Annotated in this window: 21 protein-coding genes and 2 pseudogenes; 10 read left to right on the top strand and 13 right to left on the bottom strand. The window is 61.8% G+C overall.

What is annotated here, in order from left to right; all coding sequences use genetic code 11:
* Positions 1-6 precede the first annotated feature (6 nt).
* Positions 7-1,629: an electron transfer flavoprotein-ubiquinone oxidoreductase gene (locus AADW18_RS16075; RefSeq protein WP_337344407.1), complete on the bottom strand. Its 1,623-nt coding sequence runs from the start codon at positions 1,627-1,629 to the stop codon at positions 7-9.
* 346 nt (positions 1,630-1,975) lie between these two features.
* On the opposite strand from AADW18_RS16075, the gene AADW18_RS16070 reads away from it, so the two are divergent.
* Positions 1,976-2,596 carry an alpha-ketoglutarate-dependent dioxygenase AlkB gene (locus AADW18_RS16070; RefSeq protein ID WP_337344406.1) on the top strand — a complete coding sequence of 207 codons (621 nt, stop codon included), beginning with the start codon at positions 1,976-1,978 and terminating at the stop codon, positions 2,594-2,596.
* A 302-nt stretch (positions 2,597-2,898) separates the two neighbouring features.
* Here the strand turns inward: AADW18_RS16070 and AADW18_RS16065 are convergent, their stop codons facing one another.
* From AADW18_RS16065 to AADW18_RS16050, 4 genes are all read right to left on the bottom strand, one after another.
* Positions 2,899-3,528, bottom strand: coding sequence for an ABC-type transport auxiliary lipoprotein family protein (locus tag AADW18_RS16065; RefSeq protein ID WP_337344405.1), 630 nt, complete (start codon positions 3,526-3,528; stop codon positions 2,899-2,901).
* A complete protein-coding gene (locus AADW18_RS16060; RefSeq protein ID WP_337344404.1) occupies positions 3,525-4,451 on the bottom strand; it encodes an MlaD family protein in 927 nt (308 codons plus the stop codon). The genes AADW18_RS16065 and AADW18_RS16060 overlap by 4 nt, the downstream gene beginning before the upstream one ends.
* Positions 4,452-4,454: 3 nt before the next feature.
* Positions 4,455-5,276: an ABC transporter ATP-binding protein gene (locus AADW18_RS16055; RefSeq protein ID WP_337344403.1), complete on the bottom strand. Its 822-nt coding sequence runs from the start codon at positions 5,274-5,276 to the stop codon at positions 4,455-4,457.
* Positions 5,277-5,445: 169 nt separating this feature from the next.
* Complete coding sequence (locus AADW18_RS16050) at positions 5,446-6,561, bottom strand: ABC transporter permease (RefSeq protein ID WP_337344402.1); 1,116 nt, start codon at positions 6,559-6,561, stop codon at positions 5,446-5,448.
* 424 nt (positions 6,562-6,985) lie between these two features.
* On the opposite strand from AADW18_RS16050, the gene AADW18_RS16045 reads away from it, so the two are divergent.
* Positions 6,986-8,239 (top strand): threonine/serine exporter family protein, encoded by a 1,254-nt coding sequence (locus AADW18_RS16045; RefSeq protein ID WP_337344401.1) that lies wholly within the window; start codon positions 6,986-6,988, stop codon positions 8,237-8,239.
* A gap of 86 nt (positions 8,240-8,325) precedes the next feature.
* Here AADW18_RS16045 and AADW18_RS16040 read toward each other — a convergent pair.
* The 5 genes and pseudogenes from AADW18_RS16040 to AADW18_RS16020 all read right to left on the bottom strand — a co-directional run.
* A pseudogene (locus AADW18_RS16040) lies at positions 8,326-8,700 on the bottom strand (H-NS histone family protein); the annotation flags it as partial.
* 156 nt (positions 8,701-8,856) lie between these two features.
* A complete protein-coding gene (locus AADW18_RS16035) occupies positions 8,857-10,551 on the bottom strand; it encodes a proline--tRNA ligase (protein WP_337344400.1) in 1,695 nt (564 codons plus the stop codon).
* Positions 10,552-10,653: 102 nt separating this feature from the next.
* Entirely contained in the window at positions 10,654-10,839 is a 186-nt protein-coding gene (locus AADW18_RS16030) for a hypothetical protein (protein ID WP_337344399.1), read from the bottom strand.
* Between the two features lie 37 nt (positions 10,840-10,876).
* Complete coding sequence (locus AADW18_RS16025) at positions 10,877-11,158, bottom strand: DUF4124 domain-containing protein (RefSeq protein ID WP_337344398.1); 282 nt, start codon at positions 11,156-11,158, stop codon at positions 10,877-10,879.
* Positions 11,159-11,161: 3 nt separating this feature from the next.
* Positions 11,162-11,578, bottom strand: a complete 417-nt coding sequence (locus AADW18_RS16020; RefSeq protein WP_337344397.1) for a DUF4124 domain-containing protein — start codon at positions 11,576-11,578, stop codon at positions 11,162-11,164.
* A gap of 95 nt (positions 11,579-11,673) precedes the next feature.
* Here AADW18_RS16020 and pssA point away from each other — a divergent pair, with 95 nt between their 5' ends.
* From pssA to AADW18_RS15990, 6 genes and pseudogenes are all read left to right on the top strand, one after another.
* Positions 11,674-12,453: a CDP-diacylglycerol--serine O-phosphatidyltransferase gene (pssA, locus tag AADW18_RS16015; protein ID WP_337344396.1), complete on the top strand. Its 780-nt coding sequence runs from the start codon at positions 11,674-11,676 to the stop codon at positions 12,451-12,453.
* A 14-nt stretch (positions 12,454-12,467) separates the two neighbouring features.
* Positions 12,468-12,872 carry an alanine acetyltransferase gene (locus AADW18_RS16010; protein ID WP_337344553.1) on the top strand — a complete coding sequence of 135 codons (405 nt, stop codon included), beginning with the start codon at positions 12,468-12,470 and terminating at the stop codon, positions 12,870-12,872.
* Complete coding sequence (rimI, locus tag AADW18_RS16005; RefSeq protein ID WP_337344395.1) at positions 12,869-13,375, top strand: ribosomal protein S18-alanine N-acetyltransferase; 507 nt, start codon at positions 12,869-12,871, stop codon at positions 13,373-13,375. The genes AADW18_RS16010 and rimI overlap by 4 nt, the downstream gene beginning before the upstream one ends.
* A gap of 290 nt (positions 13,376-13,665) precedes the next feature.
* Positions 13,666-15,198, top strand: a complete 1,533-nt coding sequence (locus AADW18_RS16000; RefSeq protein ID WP_337344394.1) for a catalase — start codon at positions 13,666-13,668, stop codon at positions 15,196-15,198.
* A gap of 246 nt (positions 15,199-15,444) precedes the next feature.
* Complete coding sequence (locus AADW18_RS15995) at positions 15,445-15,924, top strand: ankyrin repeat domain-containing protein (protein ID WP_337344393.1); 480 nt, start codon at positions 15,445-15,447, stop codon at positions 15,922-15,924.
* Positions 15,925-16,337: 413 nt separating this feature from the next.
* Positions 16,338-17,435 (top strand): annotated as a pseudogene (locus tag AADW18_RS15990) (pectate lyase); the annotation flags it as partial.
* 844 nt (positions 17,436-18,279) lie between these two features.
* Here AADW18_RS15990 and AADW18_RS15985 read toward each other — a convergent pair.
* The 3 genes from AADW18_RS15985 to AADW18_RS15975 form a co-directional block, all read right to left on the bottom strand.
* Complete coding sequence (locus tag AADW18_RS15985; RefSeq protein WP_337344392.1) at positions 18,280-21,117, bottom strand: valine--tRNA ligase; 2,838 nt, start codon at positions 21,115-21,117, stop codon at positions 18,280-18,282.
* Positions 21,118-21,220: 103 nt separating this feature from the next.
* On the bottom strand, positions 21,221-21,646 hold the full coding sequence (locus AADW18_RS15980; RefSeq protein WP_337344391.1) for a DNA polymerase III subunit chi: 426 nt from the start codon (positions 21,644-21,646) through the stop codon (positions 21,221-21,223).
* A gap of 113 nt (positions 21,647-21,759) precedes the next feature.
* Positions 21,760-23,250, bottom strand: a complete 1,491-nt coding sequence (locus AADW18_RS15975; protein ID WP_337344390.1) for a leucyl aminopeptidase — start codon at positions 23,248-23,250, stop codon at positions 21,760-21,762.
* A gap of 129 nt (positions 23,251-23,379) precedes the next feature.
* Between AADW18_RS15975 and lptF the strand changes: the two genes are divergently transcribed.
* Both lptF and lptG read left to right on the top strand, forming a co-directional pair.
* A complete protein-coding gene (gene lptF, locus AADW18_RS15970) occupies positions 23,380-24,459 on the top strand; it encodes an LPS export ABC transporter permease LptF (RefSeq protein ID WP_337344389.1) in 1,080 nt (359 codons plus the stop codon).
* Complete coding sequence (gene lptG / locus AADW18_RS15965) at positions 24,456-25,559, top strand: LPS export ABC transporter permease LptG (protein WP_337344388.1); 1,104 nt, start codon at positions 24,456-24,458, stop codon at positions 25,557-25,559. The genes lptF and lptG overlap by 4 nt, the downstream gene beginning before the upstream one ends.
* The last annotated feature ends 101 nt before the right edge of the window (positions 25,560-25,660 follow it).

Raw genomic sequence — 25,660 nt, 5'->3', positions numbered from 1 at the left:
AGATCTCTACAAATTCTGATAGTTTGGCCCCGAACCACCTTCTGGCGTCACCCAGGTGATGATCTCGTAGGGGTCCTTGATGTCGCAGGTTTTGCAGTGGACGCAGTTGGCGGCGTTGATTTGCAGGCGTTTGCCCTCGCTTCCATCAGGCTGCACATCTGAAACGATTTCGTAGACGGCGGCGGGGCAGAAGCGGGTGCAGGGGTTGTCGTATTCTTCGGTGCAGCGGGTGACGCAGATGGACGTGTCGAGTACGCGTAGGTGCACGGGTTGGTCTTCGTCGTGCTCGGTGGCAGCGTAATAGACGCCTTGCAGGCGATCGCGGGGAGCCAGCGTGCGGTCCACGTAGTCGTGCTTGGGTTGCTCGTGCTCGCCGAGCTTATCCAGTGATGACCAATCCGGTGCGACCTTCAACGTCCATAGCGAATGGCCACCCACGGCAGTTTCCCAGGCGCCATTCAACAGGCCGAACCACAGGCCCTTCTTGAAGCCCGGCTTGATGTTGCGAACCTGCTTGAGTTCGGTCATCGCATCGGAGGCCCGCAACTTTGCATCGAAGCCTGCGCTGTCCAGCGATTGCGCCAGATGTTCGGCTGCGAGCATGCCACTGCGGATGGCTTGATGGGTGCCTTTGATCTTCGGCACGTTGAGCAGGCCGGCCGTGTCGCCAATCAGCAATGCACCCGGCATTTCCACTTTTGGCAACGACTGCCAGCCGCCCGTGACGATGGCGCGCGCGCCAGCGGAAAGAATGTTGCCGCCTTCCAGCACCGGCTGGATCAGCGGATGGTTTTTCCATTGCTGGAAAGCTTCCCACGGCTTGTACTGCGGGTCCTTGTAGTCCAGCCCGCTCACGTAGCCCAATGCGATGCGGTCGTTATCCAGGTGATAGAGGAAACTACCGCCGTAAGTCTGGGTGTCTGCCGGCCAGCCCAGGGTATGCATGATCTTGCCGGGCGATGTGCGGCCTGCCGGCACCTGCCAAAGCTCCTTGATGCCGATCGAGTACGCCTGCGGGTCGCTGTCCTTGTCCAGTTCGAATCGCTTGACCAAGCGCTTGGTCAAATGTCCGCGCGCGCCTTCCGCCAGCACGGTGACCTTGGCGTGGATATCGATCCCGGGCGTGTACCCGGCTTTGGGGGAGCCGTCCTTTGCTACGCCCATATCGCCGATACGCACGCCGATGACCTTGCCTGCGTCATCGTGCAAGGTTTCCGAAGCGGCAAAGCCGGGATAGATCTCCACGCCCAAGGCTTCGGCTTGTGGTGCCATCCACGCGCACATCGCGCCCAGGCTGACGATGAAGTTGCCATGGTTACGCATGCCAGGCGGCAGGATGGGAAACTTGCGTCCACCGGTTTTGTTGAGGAACCAGAGTTCGTCCTCGGTAGCGGGCACGCAGATCGGCGGCGGGTTGTCGCGCCAGTTGGGCAGTAACGCGTCCAATGGACCGGGCTCGATCACCGCGCCGGAAAGGATGTGCGCGCCAATGGTGCTGGCCTTTTCGATGACGCAGACCGAGAGCTCCGGCTTGAGCTGCTTCAGGCGAATAGCCAGCGCCAGCCCCGCCGGCCCGGCACCTACGGTGACGACGTCGTATTCCATTACATCGCGTTCGACATCGGTCATCAGGAACTCCAGTTTGGCATTTCGGCTGCGGCTATTTTCGTGGTTTGCGTCGAGTGGGGCAAATCCGCCAGGATTAGGGCGCGTCCTCCATTGAGTAGCCGCCCGCGTTGAGTCAGTACGGCCGCCAGCCGGTGTTGCGTGGCGCAGCGCCAGACTGGCCGTTTGGTCAAACCGCGCGGCGCCGGCTGGCGGCCGTACCGGCTCAACCCAGAGGGCCGTTCCGCCGCGCGCCCGGCGCGGTGTGATCGCTCAGTCGTGTATCGGCATACACTTCTTCGCTCTTCCTTGCGCCAAACGCGCGGCGGAACGGCGCGGATGGCTACTCAATGGAGGACACGCCCTGGTCATGACCATACCAAAGCTACCGTCCGCGAATGGGATTTCACCGGACCTGCCCGGAGCGACGCTGTGGTTCTCACCGCAGTGGCTGGGCCCGGTGGAAGCGGATGCTCTGTTCGCCCAACTAACGGCGGAAATTCCTTGGGAGATCCATCGCATTCGACTGTTCGGCCGGGAGATTGATTCGCCTCGGCTGAGCTGCTGGATGGGCGATGAGGACGCTGTTTATCGTTATTCGGGAACGCGCTTCGTGCCGCACGCCTGGCATCCCGCCTTACGAATATTGAGGGAGCGTCTGGAGCACGAATTCGCCGTCGCTTTTAACAGCGTATTGGCCAACAGGTACCGGGATGGACGCGACGCCATGGGTTGGCACAGCGATAGCGAGCCGGAGTTGGGCAAAACGCCCGTCATTGCGTCCATCAGTCTGGGCGCCACGCGTCGTTTCGTGTTGAAGCACCACGAGGAACCAGAGCGAAAACTCGAACTGCCGCTGCCGCACGGCAGCCTGTTGCTGATGTCCGGCGAGACCCAGCGCCATTACCGGCATGCGCTGCCGCGTACCGTGAAACCAGTTGGGGAGAGGATCAACCTGACGTTCCGGAACATCCTTCGTCGAAGCGCCTGAAGTCTTTTTTTCTTCGCGGGCTCAGCTGTCTTTTGACTCAGGAGCCGTGGAGTGGAGAGCAGCCGAGCCCCCCAAAGGGATGTAACCAGCTCGGCCTCTACGTGAAAGGATGATTCGAGTATCTCGGCGCCATGTGCTTCTAAGCCCCGCAGCTTCTCGTAGAGCGGAGCTTGTTACATCCCCTTGGGGGGCTCGGCTGATCATCTCCGGAGCCGATGAGCCAGGACTAGCGGAGCCCCAAAAAGGAGCATTTTGATCAAGCTCCGTTCTACGTCATATGGCGAGAGATCGTGAGCATCATCTCAAGGCGAGGGTCGCGCGTCTCCATTGCCGTTGCCCAGCACCCAACCCACGATGTCGTGAGTGACCGCCGACAAGGAGTCTTCGAAGGCAGCCGCGACACTCGCAATTTCCGCATCGCTGGCGGGTTTGGATTGAAGAAAAGTACGCGACGCGACGACGCGCTGGTCGCGGTTCTTGACCAGCTTGGCACTGACTTCGACCACGGCCGAAGGTGTCGGTTGCCCGGCGTAGTCCGCTTCGAACCGGCGCAGGTCCATCACCAACCGGTAGTCGCCCAGAATGCCGGCATCTGAACTGGCCACGGCGCGAATACGGCCCGAATCTTCCAACGTCCGCTGCACCGCATCCTGCAGGAGATCCGTCGCTGGTTGGGCCCAGGAGGCGCCGCGGTAAACCTGCAGCTCTCCAGGAACCGGCCGAACGGATATGCGGGGACTGTCCACCACGCGCGCCGCGGTGGGTTTGGCGATGACCAGCGACCAGTCGGCCGTGGGCCAGGCGGGATCGGCAGGGATGCGGATGTCGGGCGAGTAAATGGTGACCGGATCACGTTGCGTGGTGCCCAGCACGGAACAACCGGCCAACGCCATCAACGGTAAGACTAAGGACAATCGCAGCAGCGCCTTCATTTGGGTTCGAACTCCTTGGGTGCGTCGCGGCCGAGCAGATAACGGGCAGGGTTGCCTTCAAGACGATCGCTGACACGGCGCAGATCGCGTACCAGCGAGCGCAGCTCGGTCAGCGTGGGCCCAAGCTGGGACAACCCATCGTTGGCGAAGCTGTTGATGGCCGCGCGATTCTCGCCGAGGATCGCGTCGGCGTTGTTCGCCGCCGAATCCAGCTTGACCAGCGTGCTGTCCAGCTTGGTAAGGATCGGCGGCAGTTCCTGGATCAGGTTCTGGTCTAGTCGTTCGATCGCGCCATTGGTGGTGGTCAACGTCGCGTCCAATTTTTGCGCGGCGTCGCGAGCGCTGACAAGCAACGACTGCAGGCCTTCATCACGACTGGCCAGAGAACCACTGACGACCTCCAGGTTCTGCAATGTGGCGGCGATACTGGCGACATTGCGGTCGCTCAGCACCTGGTCCAGCCGCTCGACGATTCGGTTGGCGGTGTCGGTGATGTTCTGCAGCGCGGAAGGCGCCGTCTGGATGACCGGTGCCTCGCGTTTGTCGACGGACGTGAGCGCCGGCGCCTGCGGAGTGCCGCCGCTCAGCTGGATGATCGTGGGGCCGGTCAAGCTGGTGATGGCCAGTTTGGCGCGGGTATCGGTTTTGATGGGCGTGGTTGATTCAACGCGGATAAGCGCGATGACTTGGCGAGGATCGTTGGGCGCGAGCGACAGTTTGGTGATCGAGCCCACCGAGATGCCGTTGTACTGAACAGGGCTGCCGACCGACAGGCCGGTGACGGCCTCGCGGAAAACCACCTCGTACTGCTGCCAGGTGCGCTCAGATGAGTATTTCGCCGCCCACAAGCCAAACAGCAGCAGCGCGCCGATAAGAATGATGGTGAATGCGCCGATGAGGACGTAATTGGCTTTGGTTTCCATGTCTCATACCGCCGTTTGCGTGGTGCGCTGCTGGTAACGCTGCCGTCCATCGCGCGCAGCGCGCGCGCGCGGACCGTGGAAATATTCCTGCACCCACGGGTGGTCGAACGTCTCGACTTCCTCCAGCGGGGCAATGGCGACGACTTTGCGGTCCGCCAGCACCGCGACCCTGTCGCAGATAGCGTACAGGGTGTCCAGGTCGTGGGTAATCAGGAATACGGTCAGCCCCAGGGCTTCCTGCAAGGTCTTGATCAGGCGGTCGAAAGCGGCCGCACCGATCGGATCGAGGCCGGCGGTGGGTTCGTCCAGAAACAGCAACGGTGGATCCAACGCCAGCGCGCGCGCCAGGCCCGCCCGTTTGCGCATCCCGCCGGAGAGCTGCGATGGCAGTTTGCCGATGGCGTCGGCTGGCAGACCCGCCAACTTGACCTTCAGCAGTGCCAATTCGTAGCGCCAGCTGTCTGGAAGCTCAGGGTGATGCTCTTTCAGGGGTACCTGCACGTTCTCGCCCACCGTGAGCGATGAGAACAGCGCGCCGTCCTGAAACAACACGCCTGTGTTGCGCTCGATGTGCTGGCGCGCCTGCATGTCGTCCGAGCGTGCATCTGCGCCCAGCACGGAGATCTGCCCTTCGTTCGGTATGCGCAGGCCCAGAATGGATCGCATCAAAACCGATTTTCCGGTGCCGGAACCGCCCACCACACCCAGGATTTCGCCACGGCGGACATCCAGATCCAGATCCTCATGCACGGTCTGCTCGCCGAAACGATTGACCAGGCCACGGACTTGGATGATGGGACTTTCGTCGGCTCCTGCGGGGGTCACGATGGACTCCTATGGCGGCGTTGGACAAGGTGGTCGCGATAGTCAATGCCGAAGTCGGCGGCTGCGCCGCCTGTCAATAGCGAAGGAAGGCAGATCACCCGCACATTCCGATGCCGTTTTCCTTGGCAGCCCGCAACGCGGGCGAATTTACTCTTGGCCATTGACTGCCCTACCAATCCATATTCATGAACCACAGCGCCGCTATGGCGTCGATGACGATCACCAGCGAGATGGTCTGCACCACGCTGGACGTCGTCCGTTCGCCAACCGATTGTGCGGTGCCTTCCACCTGCAGACCTTCCAGGCAGCCGATCAGACCGATCACCAGCGCGAAGATCGGCGCCTTGGAAAGGCCGACGATGAAATGTCTGATTTCGATGGTCTCGTGCATACGCGCGATATACATCTGGGGTGGGATGCCAAGATCGAATGCGCCGACGGTGATGCCGCCTGCCAGGCCAGCCATCATCGCTATGAAGGTCAGCAACGGCAGCATTACCAACAGAGCCAGCAAACGTGGAATAACCAAAAGATCGATAGGGTCCAGCCCCAACGTGCGGATCGCATCGATTTCCTCACGGCTTTTCATCGTGCCGATTTGAGCAGTGAAAGCACTGGCAGTGCGGCCGGCCAACACGATAGCTGTCAGCAACACCGCGAACTCGCGCAAGAAGGCGATGCTAACCAGCTCCACCACATAGATTTCCGCGCCGAAGTCGCGCAGGACGGTGGAGCCAAGAAAGGCGATAACCGTGCCGACCAGGTAGGACAGCAGAATCACTAGCGGCACCGCGTCCAAACCCACCTGTTCCATATGTGACACGGTGGCGGTCATCCGGAATCGGCGCGGCTCGCGCACCATTCTCAGCAGCTTCACCATATTCTCGCCAGTGAAGCTGAGCAGTGCCACGACTTCCTTGCCGTTTTCCTCCATCCGGTAGCCCAGGCGAGCCAATGCAGCCAGGAACCCGTAGTCACGCTTGCGTGGCGGACGGTCGTCGGCCACGTCTTCTATGGTGGAGACCAGCGCCTGGTGATCCTTGCGGAATTCGATATCGTCCAGCGAAAGTCCACGCCGATTGGCGAAACGCAGCAACTGCAATACGCCGGCCGAATCGATCCGGCCGATGTCGGTCGCATCTATGCGCTTGGTCTGTTCCGGAAATTCGCGCAGCCGGTCCGCCACGGCCAGTGCCGTGGACAAAACCCAGTCGCCGACCAGCCTTACCCGCGTTGGGTCGGCTTGATCGGCCTGGTATTGCGGATGTGCGGTTGTCTGGGTCATAGGGGCACTCGGCCGAGGAGCATACAGGCTATAGCACTGAACGTAAGCAACACACCCATGGGCGCAAATCATGGCAACGGCTAGGATAACCACAATGCACTTTCGCCGAGATCCGCTGCCGTGCGGGAGCCAACCTAGGCTGGGCAATCATCAGGACACTGTCGAAAACCCCGGGGTAGTCCAGGCATGCCATGCCTTTTCTGAGGATGCGGCGGGACGCCGCAGATCAAGGGCACCCCAAGAGCAACACGAACAACGTCCCTATTTGTGCTGTGACGTCTTTGCGGGCATGACGGCACTGGGGAATACGCGATTTGGCACGGCTGAGGTTTGACGCCCGCTTCAGTTCTGCAACATGGGCGGAGGCAGGTATTTCACGCTACCTGAGCAGGCGCTTTCCACGACCTTCGGCGATACTGTTGCCATGCTCGAACCCGCCAACTCCGCCGCTTCCGCCACCTATGCCCAGCGCATCGCTTTTGTCTGCGAAATGGCGGGCCGGCTCCACAGTTACGGCACCACGGCCCAGCGCCTGGAAGGCGCCGTGGTGGCGCTGTCACAGCAGTTGGGCCTGGACTGCGAACCCTGGTCCAACCCGACCGGCGTCATCTTGAGCTTCAGCGATCCCACCCGTCCTCTGGGGGCTAGCGATACCACCCGCGTGATCCGTTTGCCGCCGGGCGAAAACGATCTGCATAAACTCAGCGAAGCTGACCGTATCGCCGATGCAGTCGCTGCCGGCAACATGAGTATCGCCGAAGGCCACACCGCTTTGCGCCAGTTGGACCGCACGCCCAGCCGGCGTTGGAGGGCCATGCAGATATTGGCTTCCGGTCTGGCTTCCGGCGCGGTGGCGGGCTTGTGGCGGCTGCCTTGGCTGGATATCACCACGGCAGGGTTGATCGGTCTGTTGATTGGTGTACTGGCGCAAGTGATCGAACGGCGCCCACAGCTGAAGGAAGCCAATGATGCGTTATCGGCATTGGCTGCCGGCTTGGTCGCCATCCTGGTGGGCAACTTCATCGCCCCGCTCAATCTCAACACCGTGATCATCGCTTCGCTCATCGTGCTACTACCTGGTATGGCGCTGACCAACGCGGTCAACGAGCTGACCAGTCAGCATCTGGTGTCCGGCACGGCACGCTTCGCGGGTGCGCTGGCGACGATACTCAAACTGACGGTGGGCAGTTTGATTGCTGTGACATTGGCGCAACTGGTGGGCATGTATCCGGAGGTCCGCGCACTTCGTCCGCAACAGGATTGGGTGGAGTGGGGTGCACTGCTCGTGGCCGCCTATGCTTTTGCGGTGCTGTTCCGCGCTCATCGGCGCGATTATCCGTGGGTAATGGCGGCTGCCATCACTGGCTACCTTATTTCACGCGTGGCGGGGCAGGCGTGGGGTAGCCCGGTGGGTATCTTCCTGTCGGCGCTGGTGCTGACCGCGGGTGGCAATGCCTTCGCGCGCTGGGCAAACAGGCCGGGAGCGTTGATCCGGGTTCCCGGCATCATCATGCTGGTGCCCGGCAGTACCAGCCTGCGCGGCTTGATGACGATGGTCCAACAGCAGGACGTGGGCGTGGGCGAACCCGCGCTTCTGACCGTCGTGAACATCGTAATGGCACTCATCGCCGGCCTGCTATTCGGCAATCTGGTGATATCCGCGCGCAAGAATCTTTAAGCGGTGAAAACGAAAAACGGGAGACGGGAGACAAAGCGCAGATCCGCTTTGTTTCCCGCCTCCCGTCTCTCTTTACGGTGTTACTTTTTCTTGATCAGGAAATCGTCAGGCTTCTTGCCCTTGGCTACCAACGCGGCCATCCAGCGTGGCTGCTTGCCTCGGCCAGTCCAGACTTCCTTGGGATTGGCAGGATTGCGGTACTTGGGCGGAACCTTGCCGAGCTTGCGACCAGCCCTTGAACTTGGCTTGGCGACGGCGGCTTTGCGACCACGCGTGGCGGGAGCGGGCGACGCACCAAACAGTTCCTCGATGGTGTAGCCCTCGGCCTTGGCATACTTGGTGATCTTGCCGCGGACGGTAGCAATCGGATTGCGTTTGGCGAGCTTGCTCTGTTGCTCTTTTGCCTTGTTGATCAAGGCTGAGAGTTGTTTGGCCGAGAGGCCACGCAAATCAATTGACATCAATATCTCCGGAATAGAAAGAGGAAGCCTGCCCCTGACGGGGGACGCCCGATGATAGTCGACTTAATCAACGCGGCACAAACCCCAATATTTCCGGAAATGCCGGATAAACGTGCGTGACCGCACGTTTATCCGTTTTTTCAACTACGTTTCACACTATTTAATCAAGCGAGCCACAAGCTCATCGCGGCTCAGATTTTCTGCCGCTTCCGCACGTCGCGCACGATATTCGTAGGTGCCGGCCGCCAGGCCGCGCTCGGAGACCACGACTCGATGTGGAATGCCGATCAGCTCGATATCGGCGAACATCGGCCCGGGGCGCAAGCCGCGATCATCCAGCACAGCATCGACGCCAGCGGCTGTCAGTTCGTCAAGCAACTGCTGCGAGGCTTCGTTCACCGCAGCATCGTTCTTCGGATTGATGATGCAGATCGCCACTGTCCATGGCGCCATCGGCTCGGGCCAGATGATGCCGTTGCCGTCGTGGTTCTGTTCAATGGCGGCCGCGACGATGCGTGATATGCCAATGCCGTAGGTGCCCATCGCAGGCACGGCCGCCTTGCCGTTCTCATCCAATACCGTGAACTGCAACGCGGTGCTGTACTTGCGCCCGAGTTGGAAGACATGCCCGACCTCGATGCCGCGAGCGATGCGAAGTTCGCCACCATCCTGCGCGCGTTCGCCTTCGACGACATTGCGTATATCGGCGATGGTCTCCGGTTCGGGTAGGTCCCGCCCCCAGTTGACGCCCGCGATATGGAAGCCGATTTCATTGGCGCCGACGACGAAATCAGCCATCGCCGCGACATCGCGATCCGCGACGACGCGGACCGCTTTGCGCGGCTGTACCGGACCCAGGAAACCAGGTTCGCTACCCAGAAAATCGGCAATTTCCGCCTCGGTGGCTGTCCGGTAATCAGCCAGTCCGGGAACCTTGTTCAGTTTGATTTCGTTGACCATGTGGTCGCCGCGTACCAGCGCCAACACGAAACCATCGTCGGTCATCACCGCCACCGACTTGACCGTGCGCTGCAGCGCGATGCCCAGCAGCGCCGCGACGTCCTCGCAGGTTTTCTGCGTGGGCGTCGCTACCTTGCGCAATTCCTCGCTGGCTGCCGGACGTGGGCCAGGTGCAGCAGCCTGCGCGGTTTCGAGATTGGCGGCGTAGTCCGAGCCGGTGGAGAACACGATCGCGTCCTCGCCCGATTCGGCGAGCACTTGAAACTCCTGCGACGCATCGCCGCCGATGGCGCCGGAGTCCGCCTGTACCGCGCGGAATTCCAACCCAAGACGAGTGAAGATGCGGCTGTAGGCCGCGTGCATGTTGCGGTACTCGCGCACCATGTCCTCATCGGTCAGGTGAAACGAATAACCATCCTTCATCAAAAACTCGCGCGCGCGCATCACGCCGAAGCGTGGACGGATCTCATCGCGGAATTTGGTCTGTATCTGATAAAAGTTGACTGGCAACTGCTTGTAGCTGCTGAGCTCGTTGCGCGCGAAATCGGTGATGGCTTCTTCCGCGGTGGGGCTGTAGCAATACTCGGCTTCCTTGCGGTCCTTGATTTTCAATAGTTGGTCGCCGAACTTCTGCCAGCGCCCGCTTTCCTGCCATAGCTCTCGCGGCTGGATCGTCGGCATCAGCATTTCGATGGCGCCGGCGCGATTCATTTCCTCGCGCACAATAGTTTCGACCTTGCGCAATACGCGCAGGCCCAGCGGCGACCACGTATACAGGCCCGAGGCCAGTTTTCGGATCATGCCGGCACGCAGCATCAGCTGGTGGCTGACGATCTCGGCGTCGGCGGGTGTTTCCTTGGCGGTATGCAGGTGGAATTGCGACAGGCGCATCGATGCAGGCTTCTGAGGGACGAAAGCGCTATTTTGCCAGTGTTGGCGGCCGCTGCGCCGAATGCCTCGCCACTGGCCATCAAAAATCGCTGATTTAGTCGCCTATCGTGACGAGGACACGACGATAGGCGAGATCACCAGCTTGGTGGTGGGCGAGACGGAGGCTAAGCGCACGAGTACCGGCTGGCCCAGGCCGTGGAGCGGCAGCTCGTTCAACGGGACGACCTTCTGCACACCGACCTGCCGCTCGACTCCGTTGTGGTCGGTGAAGCGCACGGTGAGATCCATCAGCGGGCTGGTGTCGCTGTAGGCTCCGCCGAATCGGCTATTGCCTTGTATCGTCGCCGCGCACCGTAATCGCTGCCGGAGCTTCGCGGTCGATACGTTCGTACTTACGATCCTTGGGCGGCTTGTCAGTGATTTGCAGCACGCCAGCGTCATCGCGCCACCGGTAAATCGAGGGGCGCGCATCCCTGGCTTGCTCGGATGCCGCATGTTGAGCGCGCCGCTGTTTGGCCGCCGCTGACTCAGGTGCCTCGCGGGACAGGTACCAAGCGAGGCCGCCACCCAGCGCGACGCCGGCGGCGATCGCCCAGAAAGCGCGCATGACTTAGGCGCCGGCGGCAGGCGGCTTGCTGCAATAGGCGTTTGCGGCCGCTTGGGCCAAGGCGCGCTGGTTTTCACGTTCGCTGTCGTCCAGCGTTTTGTCAGGCTTGCCGTCGCCGTCGAGATCCTGCTGCACCGCGCCTTTGCCTTGCAGCACTTCCAGGTTTTTCCGCGCTGTCTGGCACTGCGGGTTGACTATAGACTCGCCCGCGGGTGCGGCGGTCTGCGCGGGCGCACCTTCGTCGTTGATACGGCGCCCCTTGTATTGCTCGCCCGTCGGCGGCTTGTCGGAATAGTGGGTCACGCCTTTGGCGTCTTTCCATTGGTACAGATTGCTGGCTGCGGCCAGTGCGCTGGCGCTGGCCAGCATGGCCAGGAGGCAGGCATGGAGCCAGTGGCGGGGCCGGGGCAATGTGCGCATGGCGAGTCCGAAGCATTCAGGGTAGGGTTGATTGCAGCACCCCTGGGCGGAGCTGGCAAGCCGTGGATTCGGCCGGTTGGGCTAAACTGGGACATATGGACGAAATCAAGCCGCCGCCGCGTTCCCGTGGCATCTACCTGCTGCCCAACCTGTTCACCACGGCGGGCCTGTTCGCCGGCTTCTACGCGATCATCGCCGCGGCCAACGAGCAGTTCGCGTATGCCGCCATCGCGGTGTTCGTCGCCGGCCTGATGGACGGTATCGATGGCCGGGTGGCGCGCCTGACCGGCACCAGCAGCGACTTCGGTGTGCAGTACGACTCGCTGGCGGACTTGGTCAGCTTCGGTCTGGCACCCGCGCTGGTCATGTACCACTGGTCGCTGTCATCGCTGAAGTTCGATGGCGCGGTCATGGGCCGGGTAGGCTGGACAGTCGCATTCCTGTATGCCGCTTGCGCGGCATTGCGCTTGGCGCGCTTCAACACCCAGGTCGGTACGGTCGACAAGCGCTGGTTCATCGGCTTGGCCAGCCCGGCCGCCGCCGGACTGATGATGTCCTTCGTCTGGGCCTTTGCCGACGGCAGTCTGGGCTGGAGCGGCGACGAACTGCGGTATGTGGCTTTGTTCGTCACCTTGACCGCCGCGTTGTTGATGGTGAGCCGCATCCGCTTCTGGAGCTTCAAGGGTTCCGGCGAAGGCGGCCCGAAGGCTGACCGCGTCCCGTTCTTCGTGTTGCTGCTGGTGGCGGTGGGTCTGGCAGTGCTGTTCATTGATCTGCCGCGCACCTTGTTCGCCGTGGGTGTGCTGTATGCGCTGTCGGGACCGGCGTACTGGATATGGCAGCGGACGCGCCGTGCCCAAGGGCCGGTGCCGTGAGCCTGTCGGCTGACATGTTGTGGTCGGCGGAACAGCACGAATGGCTGTCCGCGCTGGGTCACACGCTTTATGTGCCGGGTCCCCTGCCGGTGGCAATGCCCGAAAGCCCTGCGCCGGCGGGCCAACCACAAGCTTCACCTATATCCAAGGCCACAGTTCCGGTTCCCGCCCGGCGTGCCCCGTCCGCGCCCGCTGCAGTTCCGGCGGCGAATACGTCCGCACCGCCGCGCCGGGCAGCGGGAGCGCTGCCGGACCGCCTGCATTTCGCCCTGATCCGTGCGTCCGGCTGCAATCCCAATGCGGAAGGCGCCGCGGAGATCATTGCGCAATGGCCGTCCTCGGCCGAGCTGCGCGGCAATCCAGCCGCCAAGCGTGCCTTGTGGCCTGCATTGCGCAAGTTGCGCAGGACGAACCCATGAGCGCGCTGGGTGTCGAATCGGCGGCGCCGTCGCCTTCTCTTAGGCCGATGCGCGACTCCGATCTCGAGGCCATCCTGGCCATAGAACAGCGGGCGTATCCATTTCCCTGGAGCCGTGGAATCTTTCGCGACTGCATGAAGGCGCAGTATCCGGCCTGGGTGTTACTGGAGCATGGACTGGTGATCGGTTACGGCATTCTCAGTTGTGCCGCCGATGAGGCCCATGTGTTGAATGTATGCGTCGCGCCGGAGCGGCAAGGGCGCGGATATGGCCGTTTCCTATTGCGTGCGTTGGTAAGCGCTGCGCGCAATCTTGGCGCACAGCGGGTTTTCCTGGAAGTCCGCCCATCGAATCCCAACGCCATAGCGCTGTACCACAAGGAAGGTTTCAATGAGATCGGTCGGCGGCCACGCTATTACCCCGCTCATGACGGTCGCGAAGATGCGCTGGTGATGGCGATGGAACTGGTGCGCGACGACATCGACACGATGCCGAGGCTGTAAGAGACGGCACGTCACAGGCGAGCGATGGATGCATTCGCGTCGATGCATTTCGTGTGACCAGGGATGCTCTGTTCCAGAGAGAAATCTCGCAGTTCTTGAGTTTTAAACTTTGCACAGAACATCGACCACGCGATTTTCTCCAGCAGAAAAATCTCCTATGTGACTTTTCTCCGTGATGGACTCAGTGCGAATGCATGCATAGCTATTCGCTATGAGTGTGATCCGTACAAACTACTTTTCACTTCTGTTTTCCTCGCGTAGCGTGGCGCGTTGTTCACAGGAGTGCCTACATGCGTTATCACATTTTTGTTCCATCCATGCTGGCTGCGACGCTGGCGTTTTCCCCCGCTGTCAGTGCGCAATCACCGCAATCACTCACGCGCGACAATGGCGCGCCTGTAGGTGATAACCAGAATTCGCAGACTGCGGGCGAAGATGGTCCCGTCTTGCTGCAGGATGTGCACCTGGTGCAGAAGCTGCAGCGTTTCGCTCGCGAGCGCATACCGGAGCGCGTGGTGCACGCGCGTGGCACAGGTGCGCACGGCAGCTTCACGGTGACGGGGGACATCACTCGCCATACGCGTGCAGCGGTTTTCAAGCCGGGCACGACAACGCCGGTCTTCGTGCGTTTTTCAACGGTGATTCATGGCAATCACTCGCCGGAAACGCTGCGCGATCCACGCGGCTTCGCGACCAAGTTCTACACCAAGGAGGGCAATTGGGACCTGGTGGGTAACAATCTGCCGGTATTCTTTATCCGCGATGCCATCAAGTTCCCGGACATGGTGCATTCGCTCAAGCCAAGCCCCGATACCAACGTGCAGGATCCGGCCCGGGTATTCGATTTCTTTCCGCATGTGCCTGAGTCGACACATATGCTTACGCGCGTCTACTCGGATTTCGGCACGCCGCGCAGCTATCGCGAAATGGATGGTAACGGCGTCCACGCATACAAGCTGGTCAACGAGAACGACCAGTACGTCTACGTGAAGTTCCGTTGGGACAGCCGGCAGAGCGAACACAACTTATCGGCCGCTGAAGTAGAGAAGGTGCAGGGGCGCGACTTCAACCATCTATCCAATGATCTGGTGAAGGCCATCGCCCGCGGCGACTACCCGCAATGGGATCTGTACGTGCAGATTCTCACGCCCGAGCAATTGGACAGTTTCGACTTCAATCCGTTGGATGCGACCAAGGTCTGGACCGACATTCCCGAAGTCAAGGTGGGCACCATGACGCTGGACCGCAATCCGGCGAATGTCTTCCAGGAAACGGAGCAGGCAGCGTTCGCGCCAGCCAATCTGGTGCCCGGCATCGAGCCATCGGAGGATCGCCTGCTGCAGGGAAGGATGTTCTCCTATGCCGATACACAGCTGTACCGCGTGGGCACCAACGTCAACCAGTTGCCGATCAATGCACCGCGCGTGCCCGTCAACAGCAACAATCAGGACGGTGCGCTCAATGCAGGTGCGCGCAAGGGCAAGGTCAACTACGAGCCGTCGAGGATTGAGCCAAAGCCGCAGGTGACCCATGCGCGCTCCAGCGCATTGCCTGTGCAAGGCACCACCGTACAGGCACGCATCGGCAAGACGCTGAACTTCCGTCAGGCGGGTGAGTTCTACCGCTCGTTGTCGCAGGCGGATCGCAAGAACCTGGTTGCCAATCTGGCCGGCGATCTTGGACAAGTCAGCGACGAGACCACGCGCTACACGATGTTGTCCTATTTCCATAAAGCCGATGCGGAGTATGGCGTGCGGTTGACGCAAGCACTGAAGAGCGATGTGACGCGGGTGCAGGCAATGTCCGCCGCATTGAGCGAATAAGCTTCAGACGAAAAACGGGGGCGTGGTGATCCACCACGCCCTTCTCTTCACCTCTTCTTCTCCAGTCCGCGCTTATTCGGGCTACTCGCAGGAACTCATATGACTTGCGGCATCGTGCGTTTCCGCTGTCTGGCTGCTTCACTTTTCGCTTTGCTACCCATGGTGGCCGTTGTCTCTCTTGCCGGTGATGCGACGAGGACCGCTGGCCCAGATCTTCCGATGGCAACCTCGGGAGAGGCTCGCGACATGCGACTTCTTGCCGCCGCGCGTGTCGGCGACATAGCCGGGGCGATGAGTGCCGTGGCGGAAGGGGCGGCCATCGATACTCGCGACGAACGCGGTTCGACGCCGCTGATTCTGGCGTCTTACTACGGCCACGACGCATTGGTAAAAGCCCTGCTGGTAGCTGGTGCGTCACCTAACATAGGCGATGCACAACGCGGCAACACGGCATTGATGGGCGCGCTGTTCCGGGGCGAAGACGCGGTCGCCCGCATTCTGCTGGACGACGCACGCACCCTCGTCGACCAGCGCAATCATGCAGGGCAGACGGCCGTCATGTTCGCCGCACTATTCGGCCGCACCGCTATGATCGAAGCACTAGCGGCGCGTGGCGCGGATTTCAGCCTGGCCGATGCCCAGGGAGAAACCGCCGAAGGACTGGCGCACAAGCAGGGAAATGATGCGGTGATGGAGATACTGGCGAAGTATTCCGTTCGGCGCTGAGGGTCGCCTTGCCCGGTGCGTGATTCCAGCTGGGATCGAGGCTTTCGCGGTGGTCGTGAGATGGGCGCTGGTCGTTGTCGGCTCGAAGTCGCTAGCGTCGTTGATGCCAACGGCCGCGCACGATGTCGATCCAGTCAGATGCGCATGCAACTGCCGTGCTAAAGGCATGCACGAGATAGCTTTTTGCGATCGACCGCACTTCTTTTTCGTTATCCGAAGCGCTGCGGTGTGCCAGTATTCGTGACGGGGAAGGGATAAGTGAGATGCCGGGCCGCGAGCCCGCGTCGGACGTCCTTCAAAGGTCAACTTCGAATATGCCAACACCATCGAGAACGCTCGCGTCCGCGAACGTGGTTGCGCTTTGCATTCTGCTGTCCAGCGGAGTCTTGGCGCAGACGGTTCAACCCATTCTGGTGCGAGGCCAGCATCCGCTCATACCGCCTCGGCCAGCGACTACTGTGGATCACACCCGCGAAGTCGCGACCACCGGCTGGGCCACGCAGAACGGCGGTACGCGCGGTGGCTCCCAGGCAGTCGCGGCTGACATCTATACCGTATCCACGGCGCAGGCGCTGAAAACCGCATTGAAGGCAACGGCCGGTAGCGGTGGGCGACTCATCAGAATTCAGGGCGTTATCGACGTCAGCGAAGGCAAGCCGTACGCCACGACCGCGGATATGAAGCTCCGCGCGCGACTCGACATTCCAGCCAAGACGACGCTGATCGGCATCACCCGGGATGCGGGAATCATCGACGGCTATCTCTACGTCAAAGCCAGCGATGTGATCATCCGCAACCTGATGATCGAGAACCCCTGGGATGTACAGCCGATCTGGGATCCCGACGACGGCAGCGACGGTAACTGGAACTCCGAATACGACGGGCTGACAGTCGAGGGCGCCAGCAACGTCTGGATTGACCACATGCTCTTCACCGACGGCCACCGGCTGGACGATCCTACGGAGATATCCAATGGACGTCGCGTGCAGCATCACGACGGCGCGCTGGACGTAAAGAAGGGCGCCAACTACGTCACCGTTTCATACTCGGTATTCACTTCGCACGAGAAGAACAATCTGATCGGGTCCAGCGATGATGCAGCAAGCACCGATGCGGGCAAGCTGAAGGTAACCATCCACCATTCGCTGTTCGAGAACATCTCCTCGCGGAGCCCCCGCGTGCGCTTCGGCATGGTGCATCTGTACAACAACTACCATGTGGGCAGCACTCAGGATTCCGCTTATCCATTTGTCTATGCGCACGGCGTGGGCAAGGAATCCAAGATCCTGTCGGAGCATAATGTCTTCGATGTCGCGGGAGTTACCAGCTGCACCAAAATCGCCGCGAACTACGGCGGAAGTACGTATCGCGATATCGGTTCGCTGCTCAACGGAAAAGCGTTGACGTGTTCCTGGGACGGCAACATTGGCTGGACTCCGCCGTACGGCTATGCGCTATTGCCCGCCAACGAGGTCGCGGCGGCTGTCGTGGCCCAGGCGGGAGCAGGGCAGGACTGGGCTGCGTCAGGGTCGGTAGCCGCAGCCAGTATCAGCCCGCCGCAGAGGCTGCCGGCGCTACCGCAGCCAACGGCTCGCAGACCGTCAAAGCCATCTCTGGTCCGAGCGCGGGAAGTGCACGCACCGCAGGGTTGCCAGCGAAGCTGCCTGAACAGAGCGCGTTAGACGGAAGACGCATGCACGCAGCTTCTCGTAGAGCCGAGCTTGCTCGGCTGATCGTTTCCGGAGCCGACGCACGGCGAGCAGCGGAAGGCCGGAGCAGCGGAGCAAGCTCCGCTCTACGTGGTGCACGCGGGACGAAGGCATATGCTCGCAAGCTTCTCGTAGAGCCGAGCTTGCTCGGCTGAGTGTGTCCGGAGCCAACGCGCTGCGAGAAGTGGAAGGCAGGGGCAGCGGAGCAAGCTCCGCTCTACGTGGCGCACGCCCGGAAACGAAGGCATATGCTCGCAAGCTTTTCGTAGAGCCGAGCTTGCTCGGCTGATTGTGTCCGGAGCCAACGCGCGGCGAGAAGCGGAAGGCACGAGCAGCGGAGCAAGCTCCGCTCTACGCGGTGTACGCCCGGGAACGAAGCATATGCTCGCAAGCCTCTCGTAGAGCCGAGCTTGCTCGGCTGAGTGTGTCCGGAGTCAACGCGCGGCGAGAAGCGGAAGGCAGAGCAGCGGAGCGAGCTCCGCTCTACATGGCGGCACGCCCGGGAACGAAGGCATATGCTCGCAAGCCTCTCGTAGAGCCGAGCTTGCTCGGCTGAGTGTGTCCGGAGCTAACGCGCGGCGAGAAGTGGAAGGCCGGAGCAGCGGAGCAAGCTCCGCTCTACGCGGTTGCTCGCCCGGTTATCCCGCTACAACTTGGCGCGCTGTTCGCGCAGCGCATTGAGTTGGGTGTTCCAATCCGTCAGGCGTGCGCGTTCTTGTTCGACGACGGCGGCGGGTGCGTTCTGCACGAAAGTCGCGTTGCCTAACTTGCCATTGCACTTGCCTATCTCGGTTTCCACGCGCTTGATCTCCTTGTCCAAGCGAGTGCGTTCGGCGTCCAGATCAACCAGGCCTTCCAGCGGCACCAGCAGCTTCAGTTCACCGACGACCGCCGCGGCGGAAGCGGGTGCTTCGGCATCGCTGGTCAGCCATTCGATGGTGTCCAATTTCAGCAGGAACTTCAGCGATTGGGTGAAGCGCTCGATGCGTGGGCGGTCGTCCGCGGTGCCGCCTTGCAGCAACAGGCGCACGGTCTTGGCGGGAGATACATTCAGCTCACTGCGTACACGACGCAATGCCGTCACCATGGCTTTCAGCCATTCCACATCCACTTCGGCCTGCGCAAAATCCTGCCCGTTGAATTCGGCGGCGGATGGATAGGGCTGCAGCGAAATCGTATCGCTTTCGATACCCAGACGCGGTGCCACTTGCTGCCACAGCTCCTCGGTAACGAACGGAGTCAACGGGTGCAGCAGGCGCAGCAACGATTCCAGCACGTGCAACAAGGTATGGCGAGTGCTGCCGGCAGCAACGGCATCGTCGCCGTTCAAAGCAGGCTTGGCGAGTTCGACGAACCAGTCGCAGAACTCGTTCCAGGCGAATTCGTACAGCGATTGCGCCAGCAGGTCGAAGCGATAATTGGCGAAATGGGTTTCAGCTTCCGCGGTGGTTTTGGCCAGGCGCGAGAGGATCCACTTTTCGGCGTCGGTGATGGGCGCCAATTTGCCCCCATCCGCCCGCTTATCAAGTACGGGGCGGGCTCTTCGGGCACCTTCCCCCGCAAGCAAGGGAAGGGAGAATTCGGCAGTATTCATCAGCACAAACCGCGTGGCGTTCCACAGCTTGTTGCAGAAATTCTTGTAGCCTTCGGCGCGGCCCAGGTCGAACTTGATGTCGCGGCCGTGGGTCGCAAGCGCGGCGATGGTGAAGCGCAGGGCATCGGCGCCGTGGGGAATGATGCCGTCGGGGAATTCCTTGCGTGTGGCGCGCTCGATCTTCTCCGCCATTTTGGGCTGCATCAGCCCGGCGGTGCGTTTGGCGACCAGGTCATCCAGGCTGATGCCGTCAATGATGTCCAGCGGATCCAGCACATTGCCCTTGGACTTGGACATCTTCTGCCCATCCTTGTCGCGGATCAGGCCGGTGATGTAGACGTCCTTGAACGGGATCTGCCCGGTGAAATGATCGGTCGCCATGATCATGCGCGCGACCCAGAAAAAGATGATGTCGAAGCCGGTGACCAGCACCGACGAGGGCAGGTAGCGATCGAAGCCGCGTTCGGCCATTGCTGCGTGGTCCGGCCAGCCCAGCGTGCTGAACGGCCACAGCTGCGAACTGAACCAGGTTTCCAGCACGTCGCTGTCCTGCGTCAAGGCCACGTCGCCTGCGATGCCATGCTTCGCGCGCACGTCGGCTTCGTTGCGGCCAACGAGGATATTGCCTGCCGAATCGAACCACGCCGGTATCCGATGGCCCCACCACAGCTGGCGGCTGATGCACCAATCCTGGATGTTCTCCATCCAATGGCGGTAGGTGTTGATCCAGTTGGCGGGGACGAACTTCACGGCTCCGCTCTCGACCAGCTCCAGCCCGCGTTGTGCCAAGCCGTCCATTTTCACGAACCACTGGTCGGTCAGGTACGGCTCGATGACCTGGCCGGTGCGATCGCCCTTGGGCACCTGCAACTTATGGGGCTTGGTTTCCACCAGCAGGCCGGCTTCTTCCAGATCGGACAGCACGGCCTTGCGCGCTTCGTAGCGGTCCAGGCCGCGGTATTTCTCCGGTGCCGTGTCGTTGATCGCCGCGACGTCGGTGAGGATATTGATCAGCGGCAAGCCATGCCGCATACCGACCTGGTAATCGTTGAAGTCATGCGCGGGAGTGATCTTCACCACCCCGGTGCCGAACTCACGCTCCACATAGGTGTCGGCGATGATCGGAATTTCGCGGTCCGTCAACGGCAATTTCACCGTCTTGCCGATCAGGTGCGCGTAGCGCTCGTCTTCCGGATGCACCGCCACCGCAGCATCGCCCAGCATCGTTTCCGGCCGTGTGGTCGCTACGGTCAGTGAGCCGCTGCCATCAGTCAGTGGATAGGCGATCGACCAAAGAAAACCGTCTTCCTCGATGTTCTCCACTTCCAGATCGGAAATGGCCGTCTTCAGCACCGGGTCCCAGTTGACCAGACGCTGGCCTCGATAGATCAGGCCTTCCTCGTACAAACGCACGAAGGCTTCGATCACCGCCTGCGATGGCTGCGGGTCCATGGTGAAGGTGCTGCGCGACCAGTCGCCGGAAGTGCCCAGGCGGCGCATCTGCCGCTCGATGGTATCGCCCGATTGCGCCTTCCATTCCCACACCTTGCCGATGAAGCCTTCGCGTCCCAGCGAATCGCGGGTCTGGCCTTTGCCTTCCTGCGCCAGGTTGCGCGAGACCACCATTTCGGTTGCGATGCCGGCATGGTCGGTGCCCATCTGCCACAGCGTGTCGTAGCCGCGCATGCGGTGGTAGCGGATCAACGCATCCTGCAGCGTGTGCTGGAACGCATGGCCCATGTGCAGCGTGCCGGTGACGTTGGGTGGCGGCAGCAGGATCGAATACGGCTCGCCTTCGCCACGCGGCCTAAAATAGCCGGCGCTTTCCCAAGCCTCATACAGGCGGGTTTCGAAGGATTTCGGATCGTAGCTGGAGGCGAGGTCAGTCATTAGGCGGGAATCGGGAGTGGAGAATGGGGAATGGGAAAAGAGCAGGGAGATCGAGGCGGTTGGCGCATTGCCGATTCCCTATTCTCGATTCCCCATTCCCGTCTTACATATCGTGCTTGTTCACATCAAAGCCGCGCGCTTTGTATTGCTTCCAACGCTCGCGTAGAGGCTCGCGCGCGGCGGGGTCGGCGGGGACGACTTCCAGGATGCGCTCGCAAGCGCCTTCGAAAGCCGCATCGCGCAGATTGATCACCAGTGCGCGGGCCGGAACATCTACTTCCGGCGTGGCGATCAGTACCGGCGTCAGTTCGTCTTCTTCGTCAGTACCGGCGATCTGATGCGGGATGTAGGCGTCGTCGTCCAACTCCCACAGCAACGCGTCGATCTGCTCGGCCTGGTCCATGTCGCGCGCCAGGATCAGCGTCCACAGATTGGCATCGTAGGACTTGCGCGCCAACTCGCAGACCAGGCGCAATGGCTCCTCCAGGAAGCGAGGTTTGGCGATGAGATAGAAGTCGGCGCGGGGCATGGCTCGCTACGCTCGCAGTAAAGAGTGAAGTCCTGCGCTTCGCGCGCTGCGAATGGCAAAGGAAGCGATTGGATGCTCTGCTTCGCCATTGACAGCCTGCGCAGCAGGCGACTTCACTGTTGGCCGCTCCTATCCAGCAGCCACTGCGTCAGCAGACCTACCGGCCGGCCGGTAGCCATGCCGCGCTTGCCCTCGTCGTTGGCGACGCCGGCGATGTCCAGGTGCACCCAGCGCTGGCCTTCGGTGAAACGGGCCAGGAAGCAGCCGGCGGTGATGGCGCCGGCCCAGCGGCCGCCGATGTTGTAGACGTCGGCGAAGGTCGAATCCAGCATGGTCTGGTATTCGTCCCACAGCGGCAGGCGCCAGGCGCGGTCGAACACCTGTTCGCCGGCGGCGAGCAGTTCATTGGACAGATCGTCGTGCTTGCTCATCAGGCCGGTAGCGTAGCGTCCCAGTGCGACGACGCAGGCACCGGTCAGCGTGGCCACGTCGATCAGGGCTTCAGGCTTGAAGCGTTCGGCATAGGTCAGCGCATCGCACAGGATCAGGCGGCCTTCGGCGTCGGTATTGCCGACTTCGATGGTTTTGCCGGACATGCTGGTGATGACATCGGAGGGGCGATAGGCGTTGCCGTCGATGGCGTTTTCCACCGCCGGGACCACGACCACGAGATTGACGGGCAGCTTCATCTTCACCGCGGCCACGAAGGTGCCGATGACGCTGGCTGCGCCGCACATGTCGTACTTCATTTCCTCGATGCCACCTTGCGTCTTCAGATTGACGCCGCCGGTATCGAAGGTGATGCCCTTGCCGACCAGCACGTAGGGCTTGGCGTCGCCGGCGCCTGCCTTGGCCGCGCCGTCCCACTTCAGCACCACCAATCTGGGGCGATTGACCGAGCCGCGAGCGACCGCCAGCAGCGAGCCCATGCCCAGGGTTTCCATCTGTGTTTCGTCCAGGATTTCCGATTCGGCGCCATGGTCGGCTGCGAACTGGCGCGCTTGCTCAGCCAGATAAACCGGATTGCAGATGTTGGGCGGCAGATTGCCCAGCTCGCGAGCGAACTTGACGCCTGCGGCGATGGCTTCGCCTTGCGCCAGCGCGGTAGCGTCGTCGCCGCTGATGGCCAGCTTGGCCAAGCCGGGGTCGTCATTCTTCTTCTTGCCGAGCGTGGCGGTGTACCGGTAACAGGCGTGTTCGGCGGCAATCACCGCCTGGCGGATCTTCCAGGCCGCATCGCGTTCCTTGACGTCCAACTCGGTGAGGGTGAACAGGGCGTTGGCGGCCGGGCCCACTTTCAGCACGCGCGCGGCATCGCCCACGGCCTTGATGTACTGAGGGACGCCGAACTTGGCCGATTCGCCCAGTCCCACCACCAGCACGCGCGGCGCGCTTACGCCTGACAGGTCGTGCAGCAACGTGGTCTTTCCGGTCTTGCCGCTAACATCCCCGCGCTCGACCAGTGCCGCCAGCTTGCCGCCGCTGGCCGCGTCCAAGGCTTTGGCGGCGGGCGTCAGGGTCTTGTCGGCAAATGCGCCTACCACGATGCAGTCGAACGAAGCGGCAGCCGGAGCATCGCGATTCAGGGTGAATTCCAAGGTCATTGATCAGATTCCGTAGTCATTTACGTACAATCGCGGGCCGATGTCGGTGGCGGAAGTTGCCTCGGACCGCGTGAACCGACGCCGTGAAAGCCGGCGCACAAGCCCCCGATTGTAGATCAAGCCCTACCGATGCCGAAGCTGGACCGCTATCTCTTCCGAGAATTCACCCAAAGCTTCCTGGCGACGCTGATCATTCTGTTGATGGTCAGCGTGGGCGGAGTGATGGCCGATCTGCTGGGCAAGGTGGCCGATGGACGCGTTCCCGCGCGCCTGCTGCTGTCACAACTTGGCCTCCAGTTCCTGGGCTACATGCCTTACATCCTGCCGCTGGCACTGATGCTGGGCCTGCTGCTGGCGTTCTCCCGCCTCTATCGCGATTCGGAAATGGCGGTGCTGACCGGCACCGGCATCGGTCCGGCGCGCTTGCTCAAGCCCTTGTTGCTGCTGGTCCTGCCGGTGGTGCTGCTGGTAGGTGCGTGCTCGCTGTGGCTTGGGCCGTGGGCGCTGCGCACCGCCGAGCGGATGCTGGACCACGCCAACCGCAGTCTGGTGGTGTCCGGACTGGATGCCGGCAAGTTCACTGTGCTGTCCAGCGGCGCGGTGATCTATATCAGCGGAATTTCGGGCGATGGGACACAGCTGAGCCGCGTGTTCATGCATCGCCAGCAGGAGGACCGCATCGACGTGGTGACCGCTCGCAGCGGCGAGATGTTCTTTGAAGGCGACCGCAACCGCTATCTGCGCCTGAAAGACGGTTTCCGAGTGGAAGGGCCCGCGGACAAAGGGATGGACTACCGGCTGATCCGCTACGCGGTCAATGAAGTGGGGTTGCCGGACCGTACCGAAACCTTGGACGAAAACTCTCCGGAAGTGCTTCCCACGATGGCGTTGTTTGGCGATTCGCGTCCGGGTGCCAATGCGCAGTTGCATGCCCGCATCGCGCCGCCATTGTTGGCGCTGGCGTTTGCCTTGTTGACGCTGCCTCTGGCACGCAGCTCGCCGCGACAGACGCGCTATGGACGGGTGATGCTGGGGTTCATGGCCTATCTGGTCGGCGTCAGCCTGATGTTCAACGGCACCCAGATGCTGGCGGAGAACAAGTTGCCGGGAATGCTGGGTTTGTGGTGGTTGACGTTGCCGTTGCTGCTGGTGGCGATATGGCTGTACCTGCGTGATGGCCGCCTGACCTGGCGGAGGGCGCGCGCATGAAGCTGCGTCCCAGACTGCATGACCTGTATGTCGGCCAGGTCGTCCTGGTCACGGTGCTGCTGACATGGGCGGTACTGGTCGGCTTGGACGTGGTGATGGCGCTTTCGGGCGAAGTCGGCGACCTGGGCAAGGGTAACTACACGTTTGGCCATGCGGTGGCGTGGGTGGCTTATACGGTGCCGCGGCGTGCCTACACGATGTTCCCCACTGCGGCGGTGATCGGCTCGTTGATGGGGCTGGGCCAGTTGGCCGCAAGTTCCGAATTGACAGCGTTGCGCGCACTGGGTTTGTCGCGCCGGCGCCTGAGCATTTCCGTCGCCGCCACCCTGGCCATCCTGACGGGCTTGATGGTGATTAGCGGCGAGACGATAGGCCCCTGGGGCCAGCGCCACGCCGATGCCCTCAAGATCAGCGCCCGCAGCGGCGACGTGGTGGCGCTGGACCGCTTCTTCGGCATGTGGGCGCGGGAAGGGAATACCTTCCTTTATGCGCAAAGCGGCGAGCAGCGTGACGGCGAGGGCAAGCAATGGCTGCAGCTGAACGACGTGCGCTTGTACGAAATCGCCGATGACGGTCGCCTTGCATCGATCGCGCAAGCGGCGACGGCCGAGCACCTGGGAGGCTACTGGCTGCTGAAGAATGTCCGGCGCACCACTTTCCACGAGCGTTCGGTGACCCAGCAGCAGATTCTGGGCGAACGCTGGGAGTCGAAGCTGGATGCCGCGGTGCTGGCGTCCGGCGTCACCAAGGTCCGCAACCTGCCTACCCGCGACCTGGGACAGAACATCGAATACCGGCGCCGCAACGGATTGGATGCGCGCGAATATGAAGACCTCTACTGGAGTCGCTGGTTCTTTCCGTTGAACGTACTGGCGCTGTGCCTGGCGGCTATTCCGTTCGCATTCGGCAGTCTGCGCAGTGGCGGCATGGGCAAGCGCCTGTTCCTGGGCATCGTGTTCGCGGTCGGATTCTGGGCGTTGCAGACGATGTTCGTCCGCATGGCCGGCGCCTTCCGTCTGGATTTCCGCATCGCCTACGCGCTGCCGCCGATATTGCTGATGGTGATCTCGGGCCTGCTGTTCCGACGGCGAAGTAGCTGATTTCGGGTGGCGGGTGCGGCTTAGGGGCACTCGACCGTAGGAGCGGCGTCCCGCCGCGAGCTCTTTCCATCACATCGCGAAGAAGCGAAGACCTCGCGGCG

The sequence above is a fragment of the Pseudoxanthomonas sp. CCNWLY206-1 genome, from assembly GCF_039710385.1.
Taxonomy (GTDB): Bacteria; Pseudomonadota; Gammaproteobacteria; order Xanthomonadales; family Xanthomonadaceae; genus Pseudoxanthomonas_A.
This window is presented reverse-complemented; position numbering and strand designations above follow the sequence as displayed.

Coding starts and splice junctions, on each gene's coding strand:
- AADW18_RS16075 (WP_337344407.1), bottom strand. CDS start 1,629: ATGACCGATGTCGAACGCGATGTAATGGAATACGACGTCGTCACCGTA.
- AADW18_RS16070 (WP_337344406.1), top strand. CDS start 1,976: ATGACCATACCAAAGCTACCGTCCGCGAATGGGATTTCACCGGACCTG.
- AADW18_RS16065 (WP_337344405.1), bottom strand. CDS start 3,528: ATGAAGGCGCTGCTGCGATTGTCCTTAGTCTTACCGTTGATGGCGTTG.
- AADW18_RS16060 (WP_337344404.1), bottom strand. CDS start 4,451: ATGGAAACCAAAGCCAATTACGTCCTCATCGGCGCATTCACCATCATT.
- AADW18_RS16050 (WP_337344402.1), bottom strand. CDS start 6,561: ATGACCCAGACAACCGCACATCCGCAATACCAGGCCGATCAAGCCGAC.
- AADW18_RS16045 (WP_337344401.1), top strand. CDS start 6,986: ATGCTCGAACCCGCCAACTCCGCCGCTTCCGCCACCTATGCCCAGCGC.
- AADW18_RS16035 (WP_337344400.1), bottom strand. CDS start 10,551: ATGCGCCTGTCGCAATTCCACCTGCATACCGCCAAGGAAACACCCGCC.
- AADW18_RS16030 (WP_337344399.1), bottom strand. CDS start 10,839: ATGGATCTCACCGTGCGCTTCACCGACCACAACGGAGTCGAGCGGCAG.
- AADW18_RS16025 (WP_337344398.1), bottom strand. CDS start 11,158: ATGCGCGCTTTCTGGGCGATCGCCGCCGGCGTCGCGCTGGGTGGCGGC.
- AADW18_RS16020 (WP_337344397.1), bottom strand. CDS start 11,578: ATGCGCACATTGCCCCGGCCCCGCCACTGGCTCCATGCCTGCCTCCTG.
- pssA (WP_337344396.1), top strand. CDS start 11,674: ATGGACGAAATCAAGCCGCCGCCGCGTTCCCGTGGCATCTACCTGCTG.
- AADW18_RS16010 (WP_337344553.1), top strand. CDS start 12,468: ATGTTGTGGTCGGCGGAACAGCACGAATGGCTGTCCGCGCTGGGTCAC.
- rimI (WP_337344395.1), top strand. CDS start 12,869: ATGAGCGCGCTGGGTGTCGAATCGGCGGCGCCGTCGCCTTCTCTTAGG.
- AADW18_RS16000 (WP_337344394.1), top strand. CDS start 13,666: ATGCGTTATCACATTTTTGTTCCATCCATGCTGGCTGCGACGCTGGCG.
- AADW18_RS15995 (WP_337344393.1), top strand. CDS start 15,445: ATGCGACTTCTTGCCGCCGCGCGTGTCGGCGACATAGCCGGGGCGATG.
- AADW18_RS15985 (WP_337344392.1), bottom strand. CDS start 21,117: ATGACTGACCTCGCCTCCAGCTACGATCCGAAATCCTTCGAAACCCGC.
- AADW18_RS15980 (WP_337344391.1), bottom strand. CDS start 21,646: ATGCCCCGCGCCGACTTCTATCTCATCGCCAAACCTCGCTTCCTGGAG.
- AADW18_RS15975 (WP_337344390.1), bottom strand. CDS start 23,250: ATGACCTTGGAATTCACCCTGAATCGCGATGCTCCGGCTGCCGCTTCG.
- lptF (WP_337344389.1), top strand. CDS start 23,380: ATGCCGAAGCTGGACCGCTATCTCTTCCGAGAATTCACCCAAAGCTTC.
- lptG (WP_337344388.1), top strand. CDS start 24,456: ATGAAGCTGCGTCCCAGACTGCATGACCTGTATGTCGGCCAGGTCGTC.